This window comes from Mesorhizobium sp. KR1-2 (genome assembly GCF_040045035.1).
Taxonomy (GTDB): Bacteria; Pseudomonadota; Alphaproteobacteria; order Rhizobiales; family Rhizobiaceae; genus Pseudaminobacter.
Window position 1 is genome coordinate 184075 of sequence record NZ_JBDZDS010000007.1, and the last position, 23365, is coordinate 207439.

At 60.6% G+C, this 23365-nt stretch carries 18 protein-coding genes and 3 pseudogenes; 15 read left to right on the forward strand and 6 right to left on the reverse strand.

Annotation, left to right across the window (positions count from 1 at the left end; all coding sequences use genetic code 11):
* Window positions 1-5: 5 nt before the first annotated feature.
* The 7 genes from ABLE85_RS15780 to ABLE85_RS15810 all read left to right on the forward strand — a co-directional run bounded on the left by ABLE85_RS15780 (window position 6) and on the right by ABLE85_RS15810 (window position 5965).
* Window positions 6-1985 carry a hypothetical protein gene (locus tag ABLE85_RS15780; RefSeq protein ID WP_348793659.1) on the forward strand — a complete coding sequence of 660 codons (1980 nt, stop codon included), beginning with the start codon at window positions 6-8 and terminating at the stop codon, window positions 1983-1985.
* Window position 1986: 1 nt separating this feature from the next.
* On the forward strand, window positions 1987-2340 hold the full coding sequence (locus tag ABLE85_RS15785) for a phage tail protein (RefSeq protein ID WP_348793660.1): 354 nt from the start codon (window positions 1987-1989) through the stop codon (window positions 2338-2340).
* Between the two features lie 571 nt (window positions 2341-2911).
* Complete coding sequence (locus ABLE85_RS15790) at window positions 2912-3373, forward strand: hypothetical protein (RefSeq protein ID WP_348793661.1); 462 nt, start codon at window positions 2912-2914, stop codon at window positions 3371-3373.
* 92 nt (window positions 3374-3465) lie between these two features.
* A complete protein-coding gene (locus tag ABLE85_RS15795) occupies window positions 3466-3954 on the forward strand; it encodes a hypothetical protein (protein WP_348793662.1) in 489 nt (162 codons plus the stop codon).
* Window positions 3955-4218: 264 nt separating this feature from the next.
* Window positions 4219-4422: a hypothetical protein gene (locus tag ABLE85_RS15800; protein WP_348793663.1), complete on the forward strand. Its 204-nt coding sequence runs from the start codon at window positions 4219-4221 to the stop codon at window positions 4420-4422.
* Window positions 4423-4515: 93 nt separating this feature from the next.
* Window positions 4516-5103 carry a hypothetical protein gene (locus tag ABLE85_RS15805; RefSeq protein ID WP_348793664.1) on the forward strand — a complete coding sequence of 196 codons (588 nt, stop codon included), beginning with the start codon at window positions 4516-4518 and terminating at the stop codon, window positions 5101-5103.
* Between the two features lie 175 nt (window positions 5104-5278).
* Entirely contained in the window at window positions 5279-5965 is a 687-nt protein-coding gene (locus ABLE85_RS15810; RefSeq protein WP_348793665.1) for a hypothetical protein, read from the forward strand.
* 534 nt (window positions 5966-6499) lie between these two features.
* On the opposite strand, the gene ABLE85_RS15815 is transcribed toward ABLE85_RS15810, so the two are convergent.
* On the reverse strand, window positions 6500-7564 hold the full coding sequence (locus ABLE85_RS15815) for a type I restriction endonuclease subunit R (protein ID WP_348793666.1): 1065 nt from the start codon (window positions 7562-7564) through the stop codon (window positions 6500-6502).
* A gap of 347 nt (window positions 7565-7911) precedes the next feature.
* Between ABLE85_RS15815 and ABLE85_RS15820 the strand changes: the two genes are divergently transcribed.
* Window positions 7912-8724 (forward strand): DUF6538 domain-containing protein, encoded by an 813-nt coding sequence (locus ABLE85_RS15820; RefSeq protein ID WP_348793742.1) that lies wholly within the window; start codon window positions 7912-7914, stop codon window positions 8722-8724.
* Window positions 8725-8921: 197 nt separating this feature from the next.
* Here the strand turns inward: ABLE85_RS15820 and ABLE85_RS15825 are convergent, their stop codons facing one another.
* Together ABLE85_RS15825 and ABLE85_RS15830 are read right to left on the reverse strand one after the other, a co-directional pair.
* Window positions 8922-9581 carry an acetyltransferase gene (locus ABLE85_RS15825; RefSeq protein ID WP_348793667.1) on the reverse strand — a complete coding sequence of 220 codons (660 nt, stop codon included), beginning with the start codon at window positions 9579-9581 and terminating at the stop codon, window positions 8922-8924.
* A gap of 233 nt (window positions 9582-9814) precedes the next feature.
* Window positions 9815-10942 (reverse strand): annotated as a pseudogene (locus tag ABLE85_RS15830) (IS3 family transposase).
* A gap of 239 nt (window positions 10943-11181) precedes the next feature.
* Between ABLE85_RS15830 and egtB the strand changes: the two are divergent.
* Both egtB and egtD read left to right on the forward strand, forming a co-directional pair.
* Window positions 11182-12441 (forward strand): annotated as a pseudogene (egtB, locus tag ABLE85_RS15835) (ergothioneine biosynthesis protein EgtB); the annotation flags it as partial.
* 54 nt (window positions 12442-12495) lie between these two features.
* Window positions 12496-13467 (forward strand): L-histidine N(alpha)-methyltransferase, encoded by a 972-nt coding sequence (egtD, locus tag ABLE85_RS15840; protein ID WP_348793743.1) that lies wholly within the window; start codon window positions 12496-12498, stop codon window positions 13465-13467.
* Between the two features lie 28 nt (window positions 13468-13495).
* On the opposite strand, the gene recQ is transcribed toward egtD, so the two are convergent.
* From recQ to ABLE85_RS15855, 3 genes are all read right to left on the reverse strand, one after another.
* Window positions 13496-15295, reverse strand: a complete 1800-nt coding sequence (gene recQ, locus ABLE85_RS15845) for a DNA helicase RecQ (RefSeq protein ID WP_348793744.1) — start codon at window positions 15293-15295, stop codon at window positions 13496-13498.
* Between the two features lie 106 nt (window positions 15296-15401).
* A complete protein-coding gene (locus ABLE85_RS15850) occupies window positions 15402-16181 on the reverse strand; it encodes an alpha/beta hydrolase (protein ID WP_348793668.1) in 780 nt (259 codons plus the stop codon).
* Window positions 16182-16309: 128 nt separating this feature from the next.
* Window positions 16310-17611, reverse strand: a complete 1302-nt coding sequence (locus ABLE85_RS15855) for an epoxide hydrolase family protein (protein WP_348793669.1) — start codon at window positions 17609-17611, stop codon at window positions 16310-16312.
* A 513-nt stretch (window positions 17612-18124) separates the two neighbouring features.
* Here ABLE85_RS15855 and ABLE85_RS15860 point away from each other — a divergent pair.
* From ABLE85_RS15860 to ABLE85_RS15880, 5 genes and pseudogenes are all read left to right on the forward strand, one after another.
* Window positions 18125-19186: an alpha/beta hydrolase gene (locus ABLE85_RS15860; protein ID WP_348793670.1), complete on the forward strand. Its 1062-nt coding sequence runs from the start codon at window positions 18125-18127 to the stop codon at window positions 19184-19186.
* Window positions 19187-19379: 193 nt separating this feature from the next.
* Window positions 19380-19586 (forward strand): hypothetical protein, encoded by a 207-nt coding sequence (locus ABLE85_RS15865; protein WP_348793671.1) that lies wholly within the window; start codon window positions 19380-19382, stop codon window positions 19584-19586.
* A gap of 5 nt (window positions 19587-19591) precedes the next feature.
* Window positions 19592-20460, forward strand: a pseudogene (locus ABLE85_RS15870) (alpha/beta hydrolase); the annotation flags it as partial.
* Window positions 20461-20666: 206 nt separating this feature from the next.
* Complete coding sequence (locus ABLE85_RS15875; RefSeq protein WP_348793672.1) at window positions 20667-21125, forward strand: (2Fe-2S)-binding protein; 459 nt, start codon at window positions 20667-20669, stop codon at window positions 21123-21125.
* Between the two features lie 13 nt (window positions 21126-21138).
* A complete protein-coding gene (locus tag ABLE85_RS15880; RefSeq protein WP_348793673.1) occupies window positions 21139-23346 on the forward strand; it encodes a xanthine dehydrogenase family protein molybdopterin-binding subunit in 2208 nt (735 codons plus the stop codon).
* Window positions 23347-23365: the final 19 nt, after the last annotated feature.

The following is a 23365-nucleotide window of genomic DNA, read 5'->3' on the forward strand; positions in this document are numbered from 1 at the left end:
TTCAGATGGATGACGGCCAGCAGCTTAAGCTTACTTTTGAGGCGCAGTTTGAACGCTATCTGCGCAATTTCGAACGCGCGCAGCAACAGACCGACCGCCGTTTTAGGTCCATCGAACAGCGTGCCAAACAGGCCGGCGAGCGCATGGAAGCCAATATGGCGCGCTCGGCCACTCGCATTAATCACCATCTAGCCGGGATCGGCACGAAGATCGGTTCCTTCGGCAAGGCATTCGCTGGCGGGCTGGTAGGCGGCATGTTTGTCGGCGGGCTGGAAGGCTTTGCGCGCGGTGTCAAAAGCACGGTTTCCGAGTTGGCGACCCTGCACAAAACCATTGAGCGCATCGGTATGGATGCGAAGGTTTTTCAGGAACTGCAATTCGGCTTCCAATTGGCGGGCGTCGAGACCGGGGCCTTCGCCGATGGAATGGACAAATTCAACAAGAATATCGCTGTCGCCGCCACCCAGGGCGGCAAGCTGGCCGATATTCTCAAGGCCAACGGCGTGGCGATCCGTGACCAGAACGGCAACATCCGGTCGAGCGAAAGCCTGCTTCGCGACTATGCCGAACTCGTAAAGAATGCTGGCTCCGAACAGGAACGGCTACTGCTTGTTACCGAGGCATTCGGCCGGGGTGACGCGAACTTCGTCAATGCCCTGAAGAACGGCAAAGAGGGACTCGACGACATGGCACAGGCCGCCGAAGATGCCGGCGGCACGATCGACAAGGATTTGCTCAAGAAGGCCGACGATTTCGATGACCAATGGGACCGCGCGTGGCACCGTTTCGACGTCAATGCGAAATCCGCAATCCTCACGGCCATCACATGGTTGGATCGTCTCTATGAGAAGTCGCAAGAGATCGGCAATTCCGGCCTGTTTCGTGGCATAACGGAAGGCATGGCCGGGCTCGGCTTGCTCGATAGCGACTTGACCATTCATGATCCTGACCTTGCCCGTGCCGCAGGGCGGGAATTTGGTCCTGACGCGCGCATCCGCGATGCCTTCAAGACGGGTGCCGAAACCGCCCTGAACGAGGCAGATGCGGCGCTAATCGCTGAATTGCAAAAGAGGTATGGCGGGGTCGCGAAAAAGGCCGAGACGACGATCATCCCCGGAAAGCCTGAAAAGCCTGAAAGGCCCGGCCGGGGTTCGCGAAATGCAGCGGCCGAAATGGCTCTACGGGAAGCCGAAGCCGTTCAAAGGCTCATTGAGAACCTGTCGGAAGAACTTCGGCTTGTCGGCGCTTCCGACCTCGAAAAGGCGAAATCCAATGCCCTGCGCAGGGCAGGCGCGGCGGCAACGGCGGAACAGCGCGCGCAGATTGAACAGCTTGTAACGGCGATCCACACCCAGACAATGGCGCACGAGCAAGCGGCCGAGGCGGCGGATTTCTTCCGGCAAACGGCGGCCGGGGCGTTTATGGACCTAATCCCCGCCATCGAAACGGGTAACAAGGCGCTCGACAACCTCTTAAACACGTTGATTCAAGCTGTTGCGCAAGCTGCATTGCTTGGGCAGGGGCCATTGGCCGGCTTGTTTGGCGGCGGGGGCGGCTTGCTCGGATCGTTGTTCGGCTTTGCAAGTGGCGGCTTCACCGGGGCGGGTGGCAAGTATGAGCCGGCCGGCGTCGTCCACAAGGGCGAATTCGTTATGAGCAAGGAGGCAACCAGCCGGATCGGCGTTGCGAATCTTGAGGCGCTTCACCGGGGCGCGCTTCGCGGCTTCGCGGCGGGCGGCTATGTCGGCAACTCGCCAGCCATCCGTCGCACCCATATGCCGGCGAACAGCAACGCCCCGGCCGTGCAGGCGATTTCCATCAATGCGCCGATCACCATCAACGGCAGCGCGGGCACGCCCGAACAGAACGCCGACCTTGCCGCGAAGATGGCGAAGCAGATGGAACAGACCATGCGCGGCGCGGTGGCCGACGAAATCCGCCGGCAGAGCAGGCCCGGCAACTTCCTCAATTCCCGGAGCCGCTGACATGCCGATCCCGACCTTTGCCCCGCCTGTCGGCCCGTCGCCGGGCACCTCGCACAAGCCGACCGTGAACCTTTGGGAGGCTGATTTCGGCGACGGCTACAGCCAGCCGACGCCGAAGGGCTTGAACCATATTCGCCGCGCCACGTCCTTGAAGTGGGCGGCGCTCACCTACGGCCAGATGCGCGAGATCGTGGAATTCTTCGAGCGCATGGGCGGCAATCGGCCGTTCTATTTCCAGCCCTACGGCGAGGAATGCGCCCGCAAGTGGACGTGCAAGGACTGGTCGAGCACGGCCGACAATGGCGTATGTGTGGTAACGGCCGAATTGTCCGAGAGCTTTGCCCTCGCTGTTTGACTCTGGGAAGGCCGTGGAGGGGCTTCAGCGCGCCGGGAGTTCCCGAACACCTTCGGCACCCGTAGCGCGTGCTGGTGAGTCTCCCTGTAGGTTTGCGGGCGGAACCCGGCCCCGTTCAATACCGGGATAGGCGACGGCCGGGAGCGAAGCGACCCGACCGGAGCCCTCCCTTTCTTGATGAGGGCTTTCTGTTGCGCCGGACCCCGGAAGGGGACCGAGACAGAAAGACCAGAACCCTAACCATCCTCCGGCTAACCCGCGAAGCGGTTTCACTGGTCGCTCGCGTTAGCGAGCGGCAAGGCCCCGCAGGGGCCGCGCAGGCGAGGGGCCGCAGGCCCCGAGTAGTGCCGCCTCTGGCTTCATGTGTCCGTAACGTTTATGGCGAATCCGCGTCTTTTTATCTGTATCTGTTTATCTGTATTTCTACAGGTATGTAGCACATAGACGGGCAATAAGCGTTACGGACACCTCACCTCACCGGATGCCAGAAGCGTTACGGACACTGTAGTGAGTGCTATTGACAATACACATACACGCGTGTATGTGTATCTGACATTTCACAGGAGCAGTTATGACCTCGCAGCCTATCACCGTCCGCCTTCAGCCTCGCCGCCTTGAGCAGCTGAAGGCTATCGCCGCCGCGCTCGACCTTTCCGTTGCCGAAGCGGTTTCGCACATGATCCGTGAGAAGATTGCGGCCGGCGTGATCCCCGACGCCATTCCCGGCGTGATCGTCCGTCGCGTTGGTGATGCGGTGAGCATTCAGATCGATGACAATGAGCCGGCGACCGTCGCCGTGGACACCGCCCGCAAGATCGTTGAGACGCTTCGGAGCGTGGCGAACGGCGGCACCGGCATCGTGGAGTTGCAGCCCTTCGACGCCAGCAAGAGTTTCGCGGTAACGAAGCAGGGCACCGGCATTAAGGTCCAGATTCCCTATCACGGCCCGACCGCGAAGAAGCTGGCGGATGCCCCGTCTTTCTCGGCGGACCTCACGCATGACCTCGCCAGCCTGATCGAGCGCGCGGCATAAAGAAACGCCCCGGCAGGCAGGAATCCAACCGGGGCGCAAGTTCTTTCAACCATAAACAGAATAGATCGATGGCAGACGATAGTCAACAGAAGTTGATCGATCCCGAGAAGCCGAAGCCAGCCACGGTTGAGGAATTGATTGAAGGTCTTTCCGACTTCGACCTTACCGGAGACGACCATAAGCGTTACGGACAGACGCCGGCCGATAGCCGTCGCGCCGTGGTCGATGCGTGGCAGGAAGCTCACGCCAAGGACAAGCAGCAGAACAAGGAAAAGGGGCACACTGCGCAGGTCTTTGATGAGTGGGACGCGCACCGGGCCGGCGAAGGAAAGGCGGCTTACAACGCCAAGCGCAAGGCAGAGCGCCAAGCGAAGGCTATAGCCGAAGGCCGGCCGTTCCGACCGCGCGCCCCTCGCGGCCAGACCTCGCCGGACGCCAAGTCAAACGCCGAGCGACAAGCCGATCTTCGCGCGGCCATGACCATCGAGCAGAAAAAGGACGAAAGCCGGAAGCGCAAAGAGCGTCGCCAGCGGGCAAAAGAAAGGATCGCGGCGGCACTGAAGGAAAACGCGATCTTCTAGAACAATCGACCGCAGTCCAGTTGCGTGACCGCTATAATCGAATTGTCGGGCGGTTTTAAGCATGCCGACCCGGTAGGCCCCTCATGGTTCGGCATACTCCATGAGGGGCCGCTTATTAGGGCAGCAACGCTGTCGTAAGTAAGTGCTTACTTACAATAAAATCAATGACTTAGCGCATTTTCTGGCTTGCGTCTGATGATTCCGGCGTGCGAGTCTTTGCGTGCTGCTTCGGCGGCACTGGCAACACCACACGTTAGGAATGACATGATCCCGCAGGCCTACCTTCATTCGCATACCTATCACGCCATGCTCGACCAGCTGGTGAGCATTGCTGAAGACCACGCGCCGGGCTCGCCGCACGATTTGCGGTCGCTCATGATCGAGGCGCTTGGCGAGATCGGCAACGTCTGGCCGGCATCCGCCTACACCGGCGAGGATACCGGGCCGTCAATCTTGGTGACGGCGTAAATAGGTATATTTTCCTCCATTCACCTATGGAAAACCAACATTTTGTGTGAAACATGGGTGGTCCTTCCAACCATCCTGAAAGGACAAATCATCATGATTAAGCTTGCTTCGCTCGACGTGGAAAGGCGCGAGCGCTTTAAGACGTGCGTCCATGAGGCCGCACATACCGTTGCGGCGCGGAAGAATGGTCTTCCGGTGAAGTGGGTTTCCATTGACCCTGATTTCATCCGCAACGATCCCATTGCGGCCGATGCAGGTTGCAACGCCGGTGATCCCGTCTGCATGGCGATTGCCTCCCATGTGCTGGGCCCGATCATTGCCCAGCGGCGGTTGATCACGAAGGCCGAAAAGGAGTTCGTGCTTGGCTTCGGCGTTCAGGTGCTTGCCGGGCCGATTGCGGAAGAAGTGTTTGACCCCGCCACGTATGACATCCGCACGGCGGGCGGTGACAGGGAGCAGATCGGAAGCTTGCTTGCCATCGTTCTCCGCTCCGAAGGCGAGCGTAAGAAGTTCTTCAACATGATCCGGCGGGAGACGGGCCGGTTTGTCGCTGCGCACTGGATCGAAATCATGTTTGTGGCATGGCACCTACAGGCTCGCCGGACCATTCATGAGGCAGAGATTGACGGGCTAATTGCTGAAGGTCGCGCCAGGGCAGAAGACATGAAAGAGGCCGCATAGATGGCGACGGAATAGCCGTCCCGATCTTCGCCGGCCGAACGGAAGCCCGCCGCTCATTGCGGCGGGGTATTTCTTTCCCAATGTCCCGCCGTGGTGAGTGAGCCGCAATTGCTGGCGGTTGGAAGCGCGCTTAGTATTCCCTTGAGTCGGTGCTTAGGGGGGGGGGGAGATTTCAATGACTGACGCCAGATGGCGAAATATATTCTATTTATTCTCTGCTGTGTTCCTGATTATTTTCGCCTATCTAGTGATAAGCGGAAGGGATGGACAAGTTATTACCCTTGTAGCAGCATTTGTATGTCTTTTGGCTTCTAGGTTTAATGACGTAGTAAAGTTCAAGCTTTCCGGCAGCGGATTAGAAGGCGAAATGAGGGAAATTTTGCAAGAGGCGAGAGCAACCGTCTCTCAGCTGCATTTTCTCGCTGAGGAATTTTCGAAGAATATTCTCTGGTCAATGCAATCCCATGGGCGATGGGGTGGAACAAGTCCAGAAAATCAAAACAACATGAGGGGGAATGTTATTTCTACCCTTAGGAATCTTGGCGTCAGAGAAGAAAAAATTTCGGAAGTCGTTTCCGTCGAGTATCCCTATATTGACTTCGACTACGCCACGTATGTGACAAGGTCACTTGGTGGGAATCTACAAGACGAAGAACGCCAGAAGTGGAACGACTTTTTTTCGGCGGATAAGCGAAAGGGGATTGGATATGAGCCGAAGCCGGATGAGTTGGAGGTGTTCTTGAAATCGGTGAACCTCCTCGAGGCTGACACAAGGGAGCGTTTGGAGGATTACAGATATTTCCTCAAACATCGAAAGCACCGCAGGCCGGATCAATGGGACAAACGGCTTGAGCATAGCTGACGGGCATCCTGTCGACGCTCTGCATCGTCGGATCGGCGATACAAGCGTAGCGCCTGATGACCACGACCTGATACGGGGAACGTAGATGCCCGGCGACAAGTGGCCCGAACACACCCCAAATATAGGCTGGTCGGGCCGACTGGTGTTGCTGACGCTTGTCGCGATCCTCGCGCTTGGCGCGTTCGGCTGGTTGCTGGTTTAAGTTCCCGACCAGAAGCCCGCCGCTCACCTCGGCGGACTTTTGCCATCCTCCGGCCGGCTTACAAGCCGGAAGCGGGGAATGCTTGAGCCATTCCAACTCATCAGGTGCTTGCCGCAACAATCGCAGTCTTCACTGTCCCGATCCCGAAACATGATGCTGGCGTAAGTCACTTCATATTTTGCTTTGCAGTGCAAACAGGTAATAATTTCAGACATCAAATTTTCCTATGCGTGGCTTCGGCAAGCTATAGGTGGTGAGTGCCGGATATAAGATAAAGGCCGGCACAGATGCACGAAGATGCAAGTTGATGCATGTGAGGGCGGCGCAGACCTCTATCGAACTTTAGCTTCAAAAGTTCCTTCGGTTAGAAGGCTTAAATCTGTTGGGAAGCCAAGCCTGCTTCCCGCAGGAATTTCGTAAGCGCAGTCCATGACGAAAGTCCCTTTCAGGTCACTTCCATCAACGAAGCCTAGAATTTCCGTGTATGCAGTCGCCTTCACCTCAAATGGCAGAACCCCTCCGGGAGATAGGAGTGTCTTGGGAAACTCCATGCCCGGCATCATTCGCACCGTGATGAGATTTTGCATTAAGGTGGGAGTATTCCGGTCCGTTGAAAGATATTCTTCGGATGTGTGAAAACGTAACGGAAAAAAATTAAACGCCTCAAAAATAGCATCCATTTCCGCAAATGCGGAATTGATACTAACTTCTCCCGAAACTAATCCATCATCTGTTCTAAATATTCTGTTCCCACTTATTGTATTAACTAATCCATTAGTGCTTGATACATCGGTAAAGCTAGCCTTATTGTTTATATATACGATATGTCCGCCAATAATCTCCATTGATGAGCCGAACCCGGAGGCCAGCGGCTTTCCTTTGTCGATTATTACATTTGCGCGTTTCTTCATGGCTTCTGGGCCGAGAAAACCTTTGAGGGCGGGAAGAAGCTCATCAACATCTTCCTTTCTCCATGACCATACCGCCTCATCTGGTTTGCCGACGCGGAAAAGCTGAAACTCTCGACCATTTGTAAGAAGATAGTATTCCGCTGCAATCTCAGGGTGTGTTGCGTAGGTGTGGGCCTGAAAGCTATCGGCTATCGAAAGTGAAACCGAAGGAGCTTTCGCCTCAATCACCCATCGAGTGTATGAAATGACTTCGCATATGAAATCCGGTCTTCCTCGGAGAACGGGGTCTTTCTTGCCGTCTTGGTGGCCGAGAAAAGCCTTGTCATATTGGAGTGAGAATTGGCTTCGAAGGTTCGCTTCTGGATTGCCTTGTGTGTATCCAAGGGCACGACAAAACGGCCGAACGATTTCCCCGGCAACATCGTCTTCATTCATCGTTTCAATGTCGTGCGGTGGGAATATGCTCACAGAAGGGATGTAGTTCATGTCAGTTGACCCCGCTAAACCTTCACGTTGAGCGGTTAAGCTACCATCACCGTTGATCGTGTTCTACATGTTCGCTTTGTGTTCCACAGATGGCGAGAAGCCTATTTGTGTCGCAGGGGGTTCGGCAGCGGCGGCAAATGGAAATCCAATGCATTCAAGCGTCCGAAATGCCGCCCGTCACAATGTTACAAAACGATTTTTAAGATGTTGTTTTTATTGGGAAAATCTAATTTTCAATCCTCTCTGGCAGCACCATTCCACCCCGTTGATTTCCCAGAAGTATCTGGATTTGCAAGGCTTTCTGGTGCCGCTTGTGCTACACACATGTGCTCCACATGGTTCTTTTTATGCCCCGTCCCTTCAAGCACCCGAGAACGGGCGTCTACTGGTATCGGCAGCGTGTGCCGGTTTTCCTGATCACGGTGGCGAAGGGCAAGCGCGTGACCGTGACGATTGACGGTCGGATTTCCACACCCAAGATCGGCAACGAGCTGACGGTCTCCCTGGACACCAAGGACGTTGCCGAAGCCAAGCGCCGAGCGAATGAGGCACAAGCCGAGTTCGACCGCATCTGGCTTTCCTTTGAGGAGCGGCCTGTATCCTTGACGTTGCGCCAAGCGGTGGCACTGGCGGGCGAGTTCTACCATGTCATGCGCAAGGCGCTGGAGGACGACCCCGGCGAATCAGCCATGTGGGCGCAGTCCGCCCGCGAGTGGGACGCCATTGAGGAACGGAAGCGGGCTAGCCCCTATGGTGCCCTCATGATCGGCCGACGGAGCCCTGAGGACCGCTTGGGAACATGGGTGGACGGTGCGCTATCGGAACACCACCTTGTCGTTGATGCCGCGTCACGCCAGATGCTCTTGGAGCAATTCGAAAAGGCAGCGCGAGACCTTGCGTTGCTGCTGGAACAACGTGGCGGTGGTGACTATGGACCAGACCAGAACGCAGCCCGCTTCCCGGTCTTTGAGGCCCCCTTAGCCGCACCTCCGGCTGAGGCGGTGACGGCCATCAGCTTCGACCAGATCATCAATGCCGAGGAGGAGCGACGGGTCAAGGGCCGAGACGCGAAGGCCCTGCCTCCTGCGACGATTCGCAAGTTCAAGTTCATGGCCCAGCAACTCGCCAGCCATCGCGGGGAGGGTGGAGGAGATACTTGAAGACGAACCGGGGATCCCGCCCTTCATAGGCCCTGATCAGCTCCAATGTCGCATCCGTTGACGCATCATCGGCGATCACCAGTTCGATCGTGCCAAGATAGTCCTGTTTGAAAAGCGACTCGACCGCTCGGCCGACGCAACCCTCATGGTTATAGGTAACCAGCAGGACAGATAACTTCGATCCTGCTCCGGAATCCTCATCGTTTCACCTTCGGCCGTGCCGGGTTGCCCACTACAACCGTGTAGGCCTCGACGTCGCGGATGACGACTGCCCCCATCCCTACGACTGCTCCCTCGCCGATCATCAACGGCTTGTCGTATCGCCCCTGTTTGATCAGCGCGCCAGCACCGATATAGGCGTGGTTGCCAATCGTCACGTTTCCATTGCATTTCACACCCGGCGCGAAAGTCACGTAGTCCCCGATAACGCAGTCGTGGGAGATGTTGCATTGGCAATTCGCCTGGAAGAATCGACCGATCTTCACATTGGAGGTGATGATCGTCTGCTCTGAAACCATACAACCTTCGCCGATTTCATTCTTGTCGAGCAGAATCGCGCTTCGCGCAAAGATCGAAAATGGTTCCACATTCCTCGCGCGACAGACGTCTGCGAATCTCTGGCGAGCCTTGGAATCACCAATAGCTACATTGAAGCGCTTGTGGCCGCTTAGCGCGAGAAAGGCCTCCAGCCCGATCAGCCGGTACCCGTTGACCTCAGTCTCATTCTCCTGCCCCTCTACCACGAATAGGATTTCGACGTTCCCGCTAGCCAGTTCATCCTGGAGCGCCCAACGCACCATCGGCATGACTTCCCGGCCATGTCCGCCTGCGCCAATTAGACCGTAGTAGGTATTCATAGGGCTGGCTCCATCCTCTGCATCTTTAGGTAACAGTCGACATTAAGAGGGCCGGCTTGGAATAGCCGCGCGCAAGGAGCCGGGTCAATCCCGCCGGACAGCCTGGCGCAGACGGCGAGCCAATAGCCCAAGATAGCGGGCGGAAGGACTCGCCGTGGCCGGAAAACCACTTCCTGCCTCACGGGCCGCGGGGCTTGGGGTGAAAAGCCCCGCGTTTTGTAGACGCCCTCGGGTTACATTTTCCGCTGCCATTCGAAGTCGACGGGTGACAGCATCCCGTTTCTCACATGTTTGCGCTTTGGGTTGTAGAACATCTCGATGTAGTCGAACACATCCTGTCTGGCCTCGTCGCGGGTCCTGTAGGTCTTGCGGCGTATCCGCTCACGCTTGAGCAGGTTGAAGAAGCTTTCGGCCACGGCGTTGTCGTGACAGTTTCCACGTCGGCTCATCAAGTGTTCCAGATTGTGGTGCTTCAGAAAGACGACCAGTCCATGCTGCTGAACCGGGAGCCTTGGTCGGACTGGATGAGCACCCTGGACGTCGGCTTTCTCCTCCACACCGCCATGAGCAAAGCCTGCACCACGACGTCTGTGGTCTGGCGGCTCTGCATGGACCAGCCGACGACCCGGCGAGAGAACAGATCGATCACGACCGCCAGATAGGCAAAGCCTTCCATGGTCCGGATGTAGGTGATGTCCGTCACCCACGCCCTGTCCGGGGCTTCGACATCGAACTGCCGGGCCAGCGTGTTGTCGACGACCACCGATGGCTTGCCGCCATGGGAGCCGGGCCGACGCTGGCAGCCGATCTGGGCCTTGATGCCGGCAAGCCTTGCAAGGCGAGCAATACGGTTTGGGCAACTCATCTCGCCCTGCTCCAGAAGGTCATCGTGCAGCTTGCGGTAGCCGTAGACCCGGCCGCTGTCCTTCCACGCCGTCTCGATGAGTCCGGTCTGGCGCGCGTCTTCCCGGGCGCGTTTGCGCAACGGGCTGTTCAGCCAGGCATAGAAGCCGCTGGGTTGGATGCGCAGGCAACGACACATCGCCCGCACCGAAAACAGCGGGCGATGCTCGGCAACAAACGCGTATCTCACTTTGCATCCTTGGCGAAATACGCGGTGGCGTTTTTAAGATGTCGCGCTCCTCGGTGACGCGTGCCAGCTCCGTCTTCAGCCGCCGGATCTCGGCTGCCTGATCCGCGTCGCCCGAGCCTGAAGGCCTCGAGAACTTCTTCTTCCACGCATAGAGCGAATGCTGGCTCACGCCCAGACGCTGCGGAACCTCCGCTACCGGATAGCCCCGCTCGGTGATCTGAGCCACAGCATCGCGTTTGAAATCATCACTGAAATTTCCGGTCCCCATCATGGCCTCCTTGCCTCAAGATTAGGGAAGAAGGCGTCCACAAATCTAGGGGCTATTCAAACCTCTCACGCTCTCGTGAGGAGAACGGCCACATTGCTGACAGATTGCCCGGCTGCCCTATCGCAATCCCGCTGGCGGAGCCACGTGCACCGCCGCCGGCCCATCTCCTGACAGGATGTTGTCGGGAGCCATTGCAATCGTGCTGACCCCCGAAGCGTTCACCCGAGCCGGAGGTGTTGATGCCTGCCGCGAGGTCTCGCGTACGGAAGCGATCCGATCCGCCGAGCACATCGGCGCCCATCCTGCAGCTATCAGCGTCAGCGTCGCGCGCCGCCTGGCTAGGAGCCTATGAGGCAGTTCGGGCCGAGACCGAGCGGCGCACCGCGCCGCTTTCCGCCGAGGACCAGGTCGTTCAGTCCATGCCCGATGCAAGCCCCATCAAATGGCATTGCGCCCATGTCACCTGGTTCTTCGAGCAGTTTCTGCTAGTGCCATATTCGGCAAACTACCGCGTTTTCGATGGGCGCTTCCCCTTCCTGTTCAATTCCTATTACGTCAGCGCCGGGCCGCGTCACGAGCGGCCGAGACGGGGACTGATCACCCGCCCGGATGTCGAGACAGTCACCGCTTACCGACAGCACGTCGACGCGGCTGTCCGCGCCCTCATCACCGCGGCCGACGATGAGCTGTTTGCAACGATACGTCCGATTCTGGAGATAGGGCTTCATCATGAGCAGCAGCATCAGGAACTGATGCTGACCGACATCCTGCATGCCTTCGCACAAAATCCGGTGCTGCCGACATATGATTCCGCCTGGCGCTGGCCGGTGACTGCGGGCAAGGCCCGCGCATTCGCCGAACTCGCGGAAGGTGTCTACACAATCGGATATGATGGCGCCGGCTTTTACTACGACAATGAAGGTCCTGCGCATCGGGTGCTGGTCGGTCCGGTGCGGATCGCGCGTCGGCTTGTCACGAATGGTGAGTGGATGCGCTTCATGGCCGATGGCGGCTATGAGACGCCGACGCTCTGGCTCTCGGACGGCTGGACGGCGGTCCAGGCGGAAGGGTGGAAAGCGCCTGGCTACTGGCGCGAGGTCGACGGCGCCTGGTTCAGATTGACATTCGCCGGTCTCGAGCCCGTCGATCTCGACCTGCCGGTCTGCCACATCAGCTATTATGAAGCGGACGCGTTTGCCCGCTGGGCCGGCAAGCATCTGCCGAGCGAAGCGGAATGGGAAGTGGCGGCGCGGAGCGGCCTGCTCGACGATGCCTTCGGCCAGGTGTGGCAGTGGACGCGCAGCGCCTATCTGCCCTATCCCGGCTATCGTGCGGCGCCCGGTGCACTCGGTGAGTATAACGGCAAGTTCATGGTCAATCAGATGGTGCTGCGCGGCAGTTCGCTCGCCACGCCGGAAGGTCACGCCCGATATAGCTATCGCAACTTCTTCTGCCCCCAGGCGCGCTGGCAATTCACCGGACTGCGCCTCGTCGATCATCCCGACAATGCGGCAATGACAGCTGCTCCCGCACGAAAAGTCCGCCCGGCCGAAATGGAGGGCGGGGCGACCTTCGATTTCGCGGCCGATGTCGTGGCGGGCCTCCAGGCAAGGCCGAAGCGCATCCCCTCGAAATATTTCTATGACATGGCCGGCTCGCGTCTTTTCGAGGAGATCACGCAGCTCCCGGAGTATTACCCGACCCGGGTAGAGCGCGGCATCCTCGCCGAGAACGCCGAGGCAATCGCCAAGCTGTTGCCGGCAGGCAGGGCCCTCGTCGAATTCGGCAATGGTTCGAGTGCCAAGACGCGCATCGTTCTGCGTGCGGCAAGAGAGCTCTCCGCCTATGTGCCCGTCGATATCGCCGCCGAGTTTCTGCAGGAACAGGCCGAAGCCTTGCGGCTCGAATTTCCGTCCCTGAATGTGCTGCCCGTCGCCGCCGATTTCACGAGAGCCTTCGACCTGCCGGCGAGTGTTCGGAAGATGCCGCGGGTCGGCTTCTTTCCAGGCTCCACGATCGGCAATTTCGATCCACCGGACGCCGCCGGGTTCCTTCATCATGCCGGCCTGAGCCTCGGCACGGACGCGGTGATGGTCGTCGGCGTCGACCTCGTAAAGAATGAGGCCGTCCTCCACGCCGCCTATAACGACGCTGCCGGCGTGACCGCCCGTTTCAACCTCAACCTGCTTGCCCGTATCAACCGAGAGCTCGACGGCAATTTCGATCTCGGTTCATTCGAGCATCGGGCGTTTTTCGACCGCCGGCACTCGCGCATCGAGATGCATCTCGTAAGCCGTACAGCTCAGCGCGTGTCGATCGACGGCCATTCGTTTGATTTCGCGGAAGGCGAGACGATCCACACGGAGAACAGCTATAAATATACCGTGGAGGCCTTCCAGGCGCTCGCCCGTGAGGCTGGTTGGCGGCCCATCAAAGTCTGGACAGATAGCGATGGCTGGTTCTCGATCCATGTTCTCGCAAACGGGGCCGATGACGCCAACCAACCACGGCCCCGGCGCCTGTAACGGCCAGCATCGCTATCGTGCCCCCTCGTCATGCGTGCTCGGCGATCACCGAGAGGAAGGCGGGGCCGTAGCGGTCGAGCTTGGCTTCGCCGACACCGGGTACGTTCGCCATCTCGGCGCGCGAGGCGGGTCGCGCCGCCGCCAGCTCGATCAGGGTCTTGTCGTGGAAGATCACATAGGGCGGCACGTTCTGCAGGCGCGCAATTTCCATGCGCTTGCGCCGCAGTGCCTGAAACAGGTCATGGTCCGCGTCGGGGGCAGCAGACTGGGCCGTGCTGCGCGCGACCTTGCCACGCTTGGCGCGCGTTGGCGCCGGTACGCGCAGCATCAGCGTGGGCTTGTCGCGCAGGAAGTCGCGGCCGGCGGGTGCGATCGACAGGCCGCCATGGCCGGCGAGGTCGACGTCGATGAGGCGTAGCGCGATCAGCTGGCGCAGGATCGCCCGCCATGTGCGGTTGTCGTGCTCGGTGCCGATGCCAAAGGTGGAGAGGCGGTCATGGCCGAACTGGGCGACGCGCTCGTTTTCCACGCCCAGCAGCACGTCGACAATATAGGCTTGCCCGAAACGCTCGCCGGTGCGGTAGATGCACGACAGTGCCTTTTGCGCCGCAATGGCGCCGTCGAACAATTTTGGCGGCTCCGCGCAGGTGTCGCAATTGCCGCATGGTTCACTATGGTCGCCGAAATAGGACAGCAGAACCTGTCGGCGGCAGCCCGCCGTCTCGGCCAGTCCCAGCAGCGCATCGAGTTTGTGCCGCTCCATGCGCTTGCGCTGGTCGGGCGCCTCCGACTCCTCGATGAAGCGACTGCGCAGCGCGATGTCCTCGTAGCCGTAGAGCATCAGCGTGTCGGACGGCAGGCCGTCGCGCCCAGCGCGACCGGTTTCCTGATAATAGGCCTCGATGCTGCCCGGAAGGTCGATATGGGCGACGAAGCGCACGTCCGGCTTGTCGATGCCCATGCCGAAGGCGACGGTGGCGACCATGATGACCGCCTCGCCATGCTGGAACCGCATCTGGTTGGCCTCGCGCGCCGCCTTGTCCATGCCGGCGTGATAGGCGAGCGCATCGTAGCCGAGGCCCTGAAGCCAGGCGGCGGTTTCCTCGGTCCTGCGTTTCGACAGGCAGTAGACGATGCCGCTCTCGCCCTCGTACCGCTTGAGGAATTCCTTGAGCTGTGCCCGCGGATTGTCCTTTTCCTCGATGGCATAGCGAATGTTGGGCCGGTCGAATCCGGCGATGAAGGCGTCGGTTTCGGCAATAGTGAGATGCGACAGGATTTCCGCGCGCGTCGGCTCGTCCGCCGTGGCCGTCAGCGCCATGCGCGGGGTGCCGGCAAAGCGCGCCACGACCGCGTCGAGCTGACGATAGGAAGGACGGAAATCATGCCCCCACTGCGAAAGGCAGTGCGCCTCGTCGAGGGCGAACAGCGACAGTTTCACACCGTCCAGCAGTTCCAGCACGTCCGCCCGCAAAAGTGTTTCGGGGGCGACATAGAGAAGGTCGAGCGCGCCGGCGCGGATATCGCGCCAGAGGATGCGGCGCTCGTCGGGCGAAAGGTCGGAGTTGAGCGCGGCCGCCCGCACCCCAGCCTGCCGCAGCGCTGTCACTTGATCGGCCATCAGCGCCAGCAGCGGCGAAACGACGAGCCCCATGCCGAGACGGACGATCGCAGGAATCTGGTAGCAGAGCGACTTGCCGCCGCCCGTCGGCATCAGCACGAAGGCATTGTTGCCGGCAATGACATGCTCGACGATGCGCTCCTGCGGTCCCCTGAACGCATCATAGCCGTAGGCGGTCTTGAGGATTTCGAGGGCGGTGGCGGTCATCGGCGGCAGCATGGAGAATCATGGAAATGACCTTCATAGCAGCTTCGCGGTGATAGCGATCATCGATGCGCCCTTTTGTCCGTCTCCTTGCAACCGTTCTGTTGCTTCAAGGTGCGTTTGCCGCGTCTTCGATGACTTTCGCCACAGCCTTGGGCTGCGAAATCATAACGACATGCGAGGCGCCCTTGACGACAACGGTTTCGCGCGGATGGGCTCGGTCGGCCATCCAGGCATGCAGCTGTGGCGGAATCGCAGTGTCGTGGTCACCGTAGACGAACCATGACGGGATGGTCTTCCAGGCGGGCTCGCCTGCCGCTTCGCCGAAGGCAATGTCGGTGACCGGTCGTTGCGCCGCCGCCGCCAATTTCGTAGCGGCCATCGGCAGGTCGGGCGCGAAGGCTTCGTGGAACTTATCCTGTCGGACATAGAGATCGTTGCCGCCGCCTGCCAAGGGCACCGGCGGTGCCAGCGTGTCGGGGCCGATCAGGCTGCCGGGAAACTTGACATTGAGGCCGCCGGCGCTCTCTCCCGCATCCGGCGCGAAGGCCGCGACATAGACTAGCGCTTTCACGTTCGCCTCACCGTTCGCCGCCGCGCTGATCACCATGCCGCCGTAGGAATGTCCGACGAGCACGACAGGCGTCTTGATGGTGGCAAGCAGACTACGGACGGTGTCGGCGTCGCCCTTCACGCTGCGCAGCGGATTTGCGACGGCGACGACGGGGTAGCCGGCCTTCTCCAGTATGCCGATGACACCGTACCAGCTGGAAGAGTCGGCGAAGGCGCCGTGCACAAGCACGATGGTCGGCTTGGGCGGCTGCGCCATTGCCACAAAACCTGTCAGCAACAAGCCAGCCAATGCGAGGACAGCCGTGAGTATTTTCATCTCAACTCCTCCTTCGATCAATGAAAACCCCACCGCTCGCTAACGAGCGCGGCCGCATCCGGGCGCGTCATCCTTGTGGTCTGGGGGAACGAGCACGGCGCGCCCCATTTGACACGCGCCGTTCCATTTCAATTCGACTGGCGCAGCGGCCTGAACGAGTCGCGCATTTCTGACACGAAGAACTCGGGCTGCTCCCAGGCCGCGAAGTGGCCGCCCTTCGGTGCCTTGTTGTAGTGGATCAGGTTCGGATACGCCTTCTCGGCCCAGCTTCGCGGAGCGGTGTAGATCTCGTCCGGGAAGGCAGTCACGGCCACAGGGATCGTGATGCCCCTGATGTCAAAGAAACCGCCCGTTGGATGGTGCGCGTTGTCCCAGTAGAGCCGCGCCGATGAGACCGCGGTGTTCGTCAGCCAGTAGAGCGTGACATTGTCGAGCACGTCGTCCTTCGACAAGCCCTCGCTCTGGCCGGCGAAGACGCGGGCGATCATCTTCTGGCTTCGGTCGTCGTGATCGATCATCCATGCCGCCAGGCCAACGGGGGAATCGGCGAGCCCGTAAAGGGTCTGCGGGCGGTTGTTCATCTCGATAGCATAGCCCACGCCATTCTTGTTGAAGAAGTCGAGCTGGTCCCAGGCGTTGAGCTCGTCCGGCGTGAGGCCGGCGGGTGGCGTGCCAGCAGCCAGCGATTGGTTGATCTCGGGCGAAACCGTGGCCGGCATGTTGGTATGGATGCCGAGCAGCCCGGGCGGCTGCTGCAAGGCTATGTCCTCGGTAACGGCATTGCCCCAATCGCCGCCCTGCGCCACGTATTTCGCGTAGCCGAGGCGCTGCATCAGCTCGGCCCAGGCTTTCGCGATACGCGGAGGATTCCAGCCGACAGCCGTCGGCTTGCCGGAAAAGCCATAGCCGGGCAGCGAGGGAATGACGAGGTCGAAGGCATCCGCGGCACTCGCGCCATGCGCCGTAGGATCGGTCAGCGGCGCAATGATCTTCATCTGCTCGATGATCGAGCCAGGCCAGCCATGCGTGACGATCATCGGCAGCGCGTTTTCGTTCTTGGAGCGCACATGAATGAAGTGGATGTCGAGCCCGTCTATCTCGGTGATGAAATTCGGCACGGCATTCAGCCTGGCTTCGCACTTGCGCCAGTCGTGCTGCGTCGCCCAGTACTGTGCGAGCTGTTGCATCGTCGCGAGCTGAACACCTTGCGTCGTGTCCGCCACCTGCTCCCTGTCGGGCCATTTGGTCGCCTGCACGCGGCGGCGAAGATCGGCCAGGTCTTCGTCTGGGAAGGAGATCTGGAAAGGCCGAACGACGTTGTTGTCCGCAGCGGCAGCCGCTTGCCCAGGCAGCACGCTGGCTGCGCCTATCGCCGCGGCAGTGGCCAGAACCTCTCGTCGAGTCGGATTTTGAACTGATGGCATAGTCATCCTCCTGTTCAATCGGATGTTGCGAGCGAACGTATCGCGAACGAGAAGGTTCCCTAGAACTGGACCATTTTGGCGCCCTCCACTCCGGCGCGGCGCCGTCGATAATGGTGCGATCCGGTCGGTCGAACGGTGGCCGTGCAAATGGCCAGGCTCATGTTTTTCCGACCTTCGACTACGGTGATTGCGGCACTGGCCGGAACTCTTCAATGCCGGGCGGCGTTCTGGCAACTCGATTGCTCGCGACGGACAGCGAACGCGCTCGTTGCCGAATTTCGATCGCATGTGACTTCAATTTCGCATTGTTGGAGGCACGGTGTGAGACGGATTATCTCCACACTGCTTGGAGTTGGTGCCTTTGCCTGCGCGGCCGCCTGCGGTCTCGCGACTTTGTCTTCAACCGTTATGCACCTTGACGGCAAAGCGTGAAGCGCGGGCGTATGCAGCGGCTGCAGTGAGCGTGTCCAACCCACCTCAGTTCCTCGCTGAGCTAAGACCAATAGTGGAGACTGCACGATGGCTAGGATCAAGACCTCGGACAATATCGATCAAGATCGCCGCCGCTTCTTGAGCGCTGCGGCCCTGACCGTTGCTGCCGCCGAACTCCTCAAAGTCGGCCCAGCGGAAGCGCAGACTGCCGGGGGAAGCTCGTCGGGTTCGCCGGCTCCGGGAGCGAATACGTCATTCGGTTCGCTGAAGCAGATCGATGCCGGCGAACTCAACGTCGGATATGCCGAGGCAGGTCCGGCCGACGGCCCCGCGGTCGTTCTCCTGCACGGCTGGCCCTACGACATTTACAGCTTTGTGGATGTAACGCCCATGCTGGCCTCGGCCGGATATCGGGTGATTGTTCCCTATCTGCGCGGCTACGGCCCGACCCGGTTTCTTTCAAGTGAAACATTCCGGAACGGTCAGCCGTCCGTGTTTGCCGTCGACACCATCGCCCTTATGGACGGCCTCCATATCCAGACGGCGACGCTGGGCGGTTTTGACTGGGGCGCGCGAACGGCCAACATCATAGCGGCACTTTGGCCGGAACGGTGCAAGGCCATGGTTTCGGTGAGCGGTTATCTGATCGGCAGCCAGGAAGCCGGCAAGAAGCCGTTGCCGCCCGAGACCGAGCTCGAATGGTGGTACCAATTCTATTTTGCCACCGACCGCGGCCAGGCCGGCTACGATCAGTACCGGCGGGATTTCGCAAAACTCATTTGGCAGCTCGCTTCGCCGCAATGGAAGTTCGACGACGCCACGTTCGACCGCACCGCGGCATCCCTGACGAACCCGGATCACGTCGCCATCGTCATCCACAATTACCGCTGGCGGCTCGGCCTGGCCGCTGGTGACCCAAAATACGATGCTTTGGAAGCGAGGCTTGCCGAGGCCCCGGTCATCACCCTGCCGACCATTACCATGGAGGGCGACGCCAATGGCGCGCCGCACCCGCTGCCCAGCGCTTACGCAAGCAAGTTCACGGGCAAGTATGCCCACCGGACCATTACCGGTGGCATCGGGCACAACCTGCCTCAGGAAGCGCCACAGGCCTTCGCCCAGGCTGTGATCGACGTCGACGACTTGTGAGCGCAAGCCGATCAGTTCCCTGCCAACTCCTCGTCGAGGCTCGGGCGGCAGCCGCCTAGGGGATGAATGATGACGGCATCGGCGCACGCGCCAATGGTCGGCACACGGTTTTGAACGGTGCCGGCTCTTTCAGGGGTAACGCGGCGCGCCACATCTGCTCCTTTGGACTGTAAACCAACCAGGGAGAACGACCATGGGCAAACCGCTTTCCGAAAGTTTGGCCGAGATATCTGCCCACGCGAAAGAAGCCGAAGACCATATTGCAGCGGCGCAAAAGGAAGCCCACGACAAAATCGTCGCGCGCAGGGAGAAATCTCGCACCACTGTGGAGGCGTCGATAGCGAAAGTGAATGAGGACATCCACGCTGTCGGCAGCACTCTCGCCGAACCTCGATCTTGAGCGCCATGCTCTTCGCCACGCCCGCCCTGGCCCAGGTTCAGCCCTTCCCACCCGGCTTCAGGGCCGAAACGATCTCCACCAACGGGGCACAGATCTTCGTCCGGTTCGGCGGCCACGGGCCGGCGGTGGTGCTTTTGCATGGCTATGGCGAAACCGGCGACATGTGGGCGCCGCTGGCCGCCCGGCTGGCGCGCGACCACACCGTGATCGTGCCGGATCTGCGCGGCATGGGCCTCTCTTCGCACCCGGCCGGTGGCTACGACAAGAAGACGCAAGGCGGGGATGTCGCCGGCGTGCTCGACGCGCTGAAGATCGGCACGGTGGAGATGGTCACCCACGACATCGGCAACATGGTCGGCTATGCCTTCGCGGCCGAGCAGCCCGACCGAGTGACAAAATTCGTGCTCATGGATGCGCCAATTCCAGGCATCGGCCCCTGGGAGGAGATCCTGAAGAACCCATTGTTGTGGCATTTCCGCTTCGGCGGCCCCGACATGGAACGGCTGATCGAGGGGCGCGAGCGCATCTATCTCGATCGCTTCTGGAATGAGTTTTCGGCCGATCCGAAGAGCTTCGACGAAGCTTCGCGTGCGCACTATGCCGCGCTCTATGCCAGGCCCGGGGCGATGCATTCCGGCTTCGAGCAGTTCAGGGCGTTTGATCAGGACACTGTCGACAACCGGGCATTTCTGGCCAAGGGTCCGCTGCGGATGCCGATCCTTGCGATCGGAGGGGAGAAGTCATTCGGCCCATTGATGGCGGTGATCATGCGCGTTGCCGCCAGCAATGTCCACGAGGTCGTTATCCCCCGTTCGGGCACTGGCTGATGGAAGAAAACCCGACGGCCACGATCGACGCCATTACGCAGTTCTTGCAAGAGCCACGCCTGGCGTCGGGCGCGCTGCGCCCAAGCCACAAGCCTGAGGGGGCGCCGGTGTCGAGGAGGTCGCCGGCGACGGCCCGCACGCAAGTCTGAACAATCTTCAGAAAAGCGGCCTTCGTGACGTTTACCGCACCCTCCAGCGCCCTACCTTTGTTCCTCGAACCAACCGAGGGATGACGAACCGAGGGGAGTCGGCCATGGCGACCACGATAAGCATCAACGGGGAAAAACACACCATTGACGCCGACGGCGACACGCCGCTGCTCTGGGTTCTGCGCGATATCCTGGGCATGACGGGCACGAAGTTCGGTTGCGGCATGGCGCTTTGCGGCGCTTGCACCGTGCATATCGACGGCACGGCCACCCGATCCTGCGTCACCAGCCTCGACAGCATTGGATCCTCCGAAATCACGACGATCGAGGCAATCGGCTCGACGGCTGCGGGCGCGAAGATCCAGAAGGCCTGGCTCGACCAGGAGGTCGTTCAGTGCGGCTACTGCCAGTCGGGCCAGATCATGTCTGCCGCGGCACTCCTGGCGAGCAATCCGCACCCCACCGACGCCGACATCGACGACGCCATGTCGGGCAACATCTGCCGCTGCGGAACCTATGTCCGCATCCGCGAGGCCATCAAGCAAGCCGCGCAATCGAGCTGAGAAGGTGCCGGTCATGACCATCGATCACTTCACTTCCGAAACCACCTCCCTGCATCGGCGGCCCTTTGCCGAGGGTCTTTCACGACGGAAGTTCCTGCAAGTGGGAGCGGTCGTTGGCGGGGGCCTCCTGCTCAGTCCGAGACTACCATCTGCCGACGACACCGCCTCGGCAGCCGATGCGGATGAATTCGTGCCGAACGCCTTCATCCGCATCGGCAGTGATGGGCATGTTGTCCTGACCATGCCCTATGTCGAGATGGGGCAGGGCACCTACACCTCGATCCCCATGCTGATCGCCGAGGAACTGGAAGTCGGCCTGCCGCAGGTTCGGCTGGAGCATGCGCCGCCAAACGAAAAGCTCTACGGCAATCCCTTGTTGGGTGGCGTGCAGGCGACCGGTAACTCGAACGCCGTCCGCGGGGCGTGGAAACCGCTTCGGCAAGCGGGTGCAGTCGCGAGAACCATGCTGATCGCGGCGGCAGCGCAGCGCTGGAACGTCGCCCCTGCCTCGTGCAGCGCGAAAGGCGGGGAAGTGCTACACGAGGCGACGGGAAGACATATCCCCTATGGGGAACTGGTAGCCGATGCGGCGCATATGCCTGTCCCCGACCATGTGGAGCTCAAGCGACCGGACCAGTTCACGCTGATCGGCACGCCGGCCAAGCGCCTGGATGCCCCGGCAAAGGTCAATGGAACGGCTGTCTATGGCATCGACGTCCGGCTACCGGGCATCAAGATCGCGACCCTGGCGCAGTCGCCGGTCTTCGGCGGCAAGGTCAAAAGCGTTGACGATACTGCAGCCAAGGCAGTGAACGGCGTCCGCCAGATCGTCCAGCTCGAGGACGCCGTGGCCGTCGTTGCCGACCACATGGGAGCCGCGAAGAAAGGTCTGGCGGCCCTGGCGATCGAATGGGACGAAGGGCCGCACGCCACGGTCGACATGCAGAAGATCGTCGGCGAGCTTGAGGAAGCAACGCGCAGTCCCGGCGCGGTGGCGCAGAACATCGGCGATGTCGACAAGGCCATGGCAGGCGCCGCCACCAAGGTCGAGGCGACCTATCAGGTTCCGTTCCTGGCGCACGCCACGATGGAGCCGATGAACTGCACCGTTCATGTGCGGAAGGACGGCTGCGAGATATGGGTCGGCAGCCAGGCCATGGCGCGAGTGCAGGCGACAGCAGCCAAGACCGCCGGTCTGCCGCTCGACAAGGTTGTGGTCCACAATCATCTGATCGGCGGCGGATTTGGGCGTCGGCTCGAGGCGGACGGCGTCGCGCGCGCCGTCGAGATCGCCAAACACGTCGACGGCCCCGTGAAGGTCGTATGGACGCGAGAAGAAGACATCCAGCACGACATGTACCGGCCGTATTGGTACGATCGGCTTTCCGCGGGCCTCGATGAGAAAGGGGCGCCGGTCGCCTGGAACCATCGCTTTGCGGGTTCGTCGGTCATCGCTCGCTGGGCGCCGCCCTTGTTCCAGAACGGGCTCGATCCCGACACGACCGAAGGCGCGATCGACCTGCTTTACGCCCTGCCGAACGTTCATGTCGAATATGTCCGGAAGGAGCCGCCGGGCATTCCCACGGCCTTCTGGCGCAGCGTGGGGCCGTCGCACAATGTCTTCGTGACCGAGAGTTTTATGGACGAATTGGCGGCGGCGGCAAAGCAGGATCCGGTCGCCTATCGGCTGGCCCTGCTCGATCGCGAGCCGCGGGGCAAGGCTGTTCTCGCGCTTGCCGCCGAAAAGGCCGGCTGGGGCCAGAAGCTGCCGGAACGGACCGGCCGCGGCTCCTCCCTCCAGTTCGTCTTCGCGACCTATATGGCGCATGTCGCCGAAGTCGAAGTTGCGGACGACGGCATGGTGCGCGTCCGGCGGGTCGTCTGTGCCGTCGATTGCGGCACCGTCGTCAACCCCGACACCGTCCGGGCGCAGGTCCAGAGCGCGATCAACTTCGGCATCACGGCGGCGCTCTACGGCAAGATCACCCTTGCGAACGGCCGCGTCGAACAGGCCAACTTCGACACTTACCAGATGCTCCGGATGAACCAGGTGCCCGCGATCGAGGTGCATATCGTCCAGAACACGGAATCGCCGGGCGGCATGGGCGAGTGCGGCACATCGGCAATCGTGCCGGCGGTTGCAAACGCGATCTTTGCGGCAACCGGCAAGCGCCTGCGCAAGATGCCGATCGACCCCAATGAGTTGAAGCGGCAAGGGTAAGCCCGGGGTCACACCACGC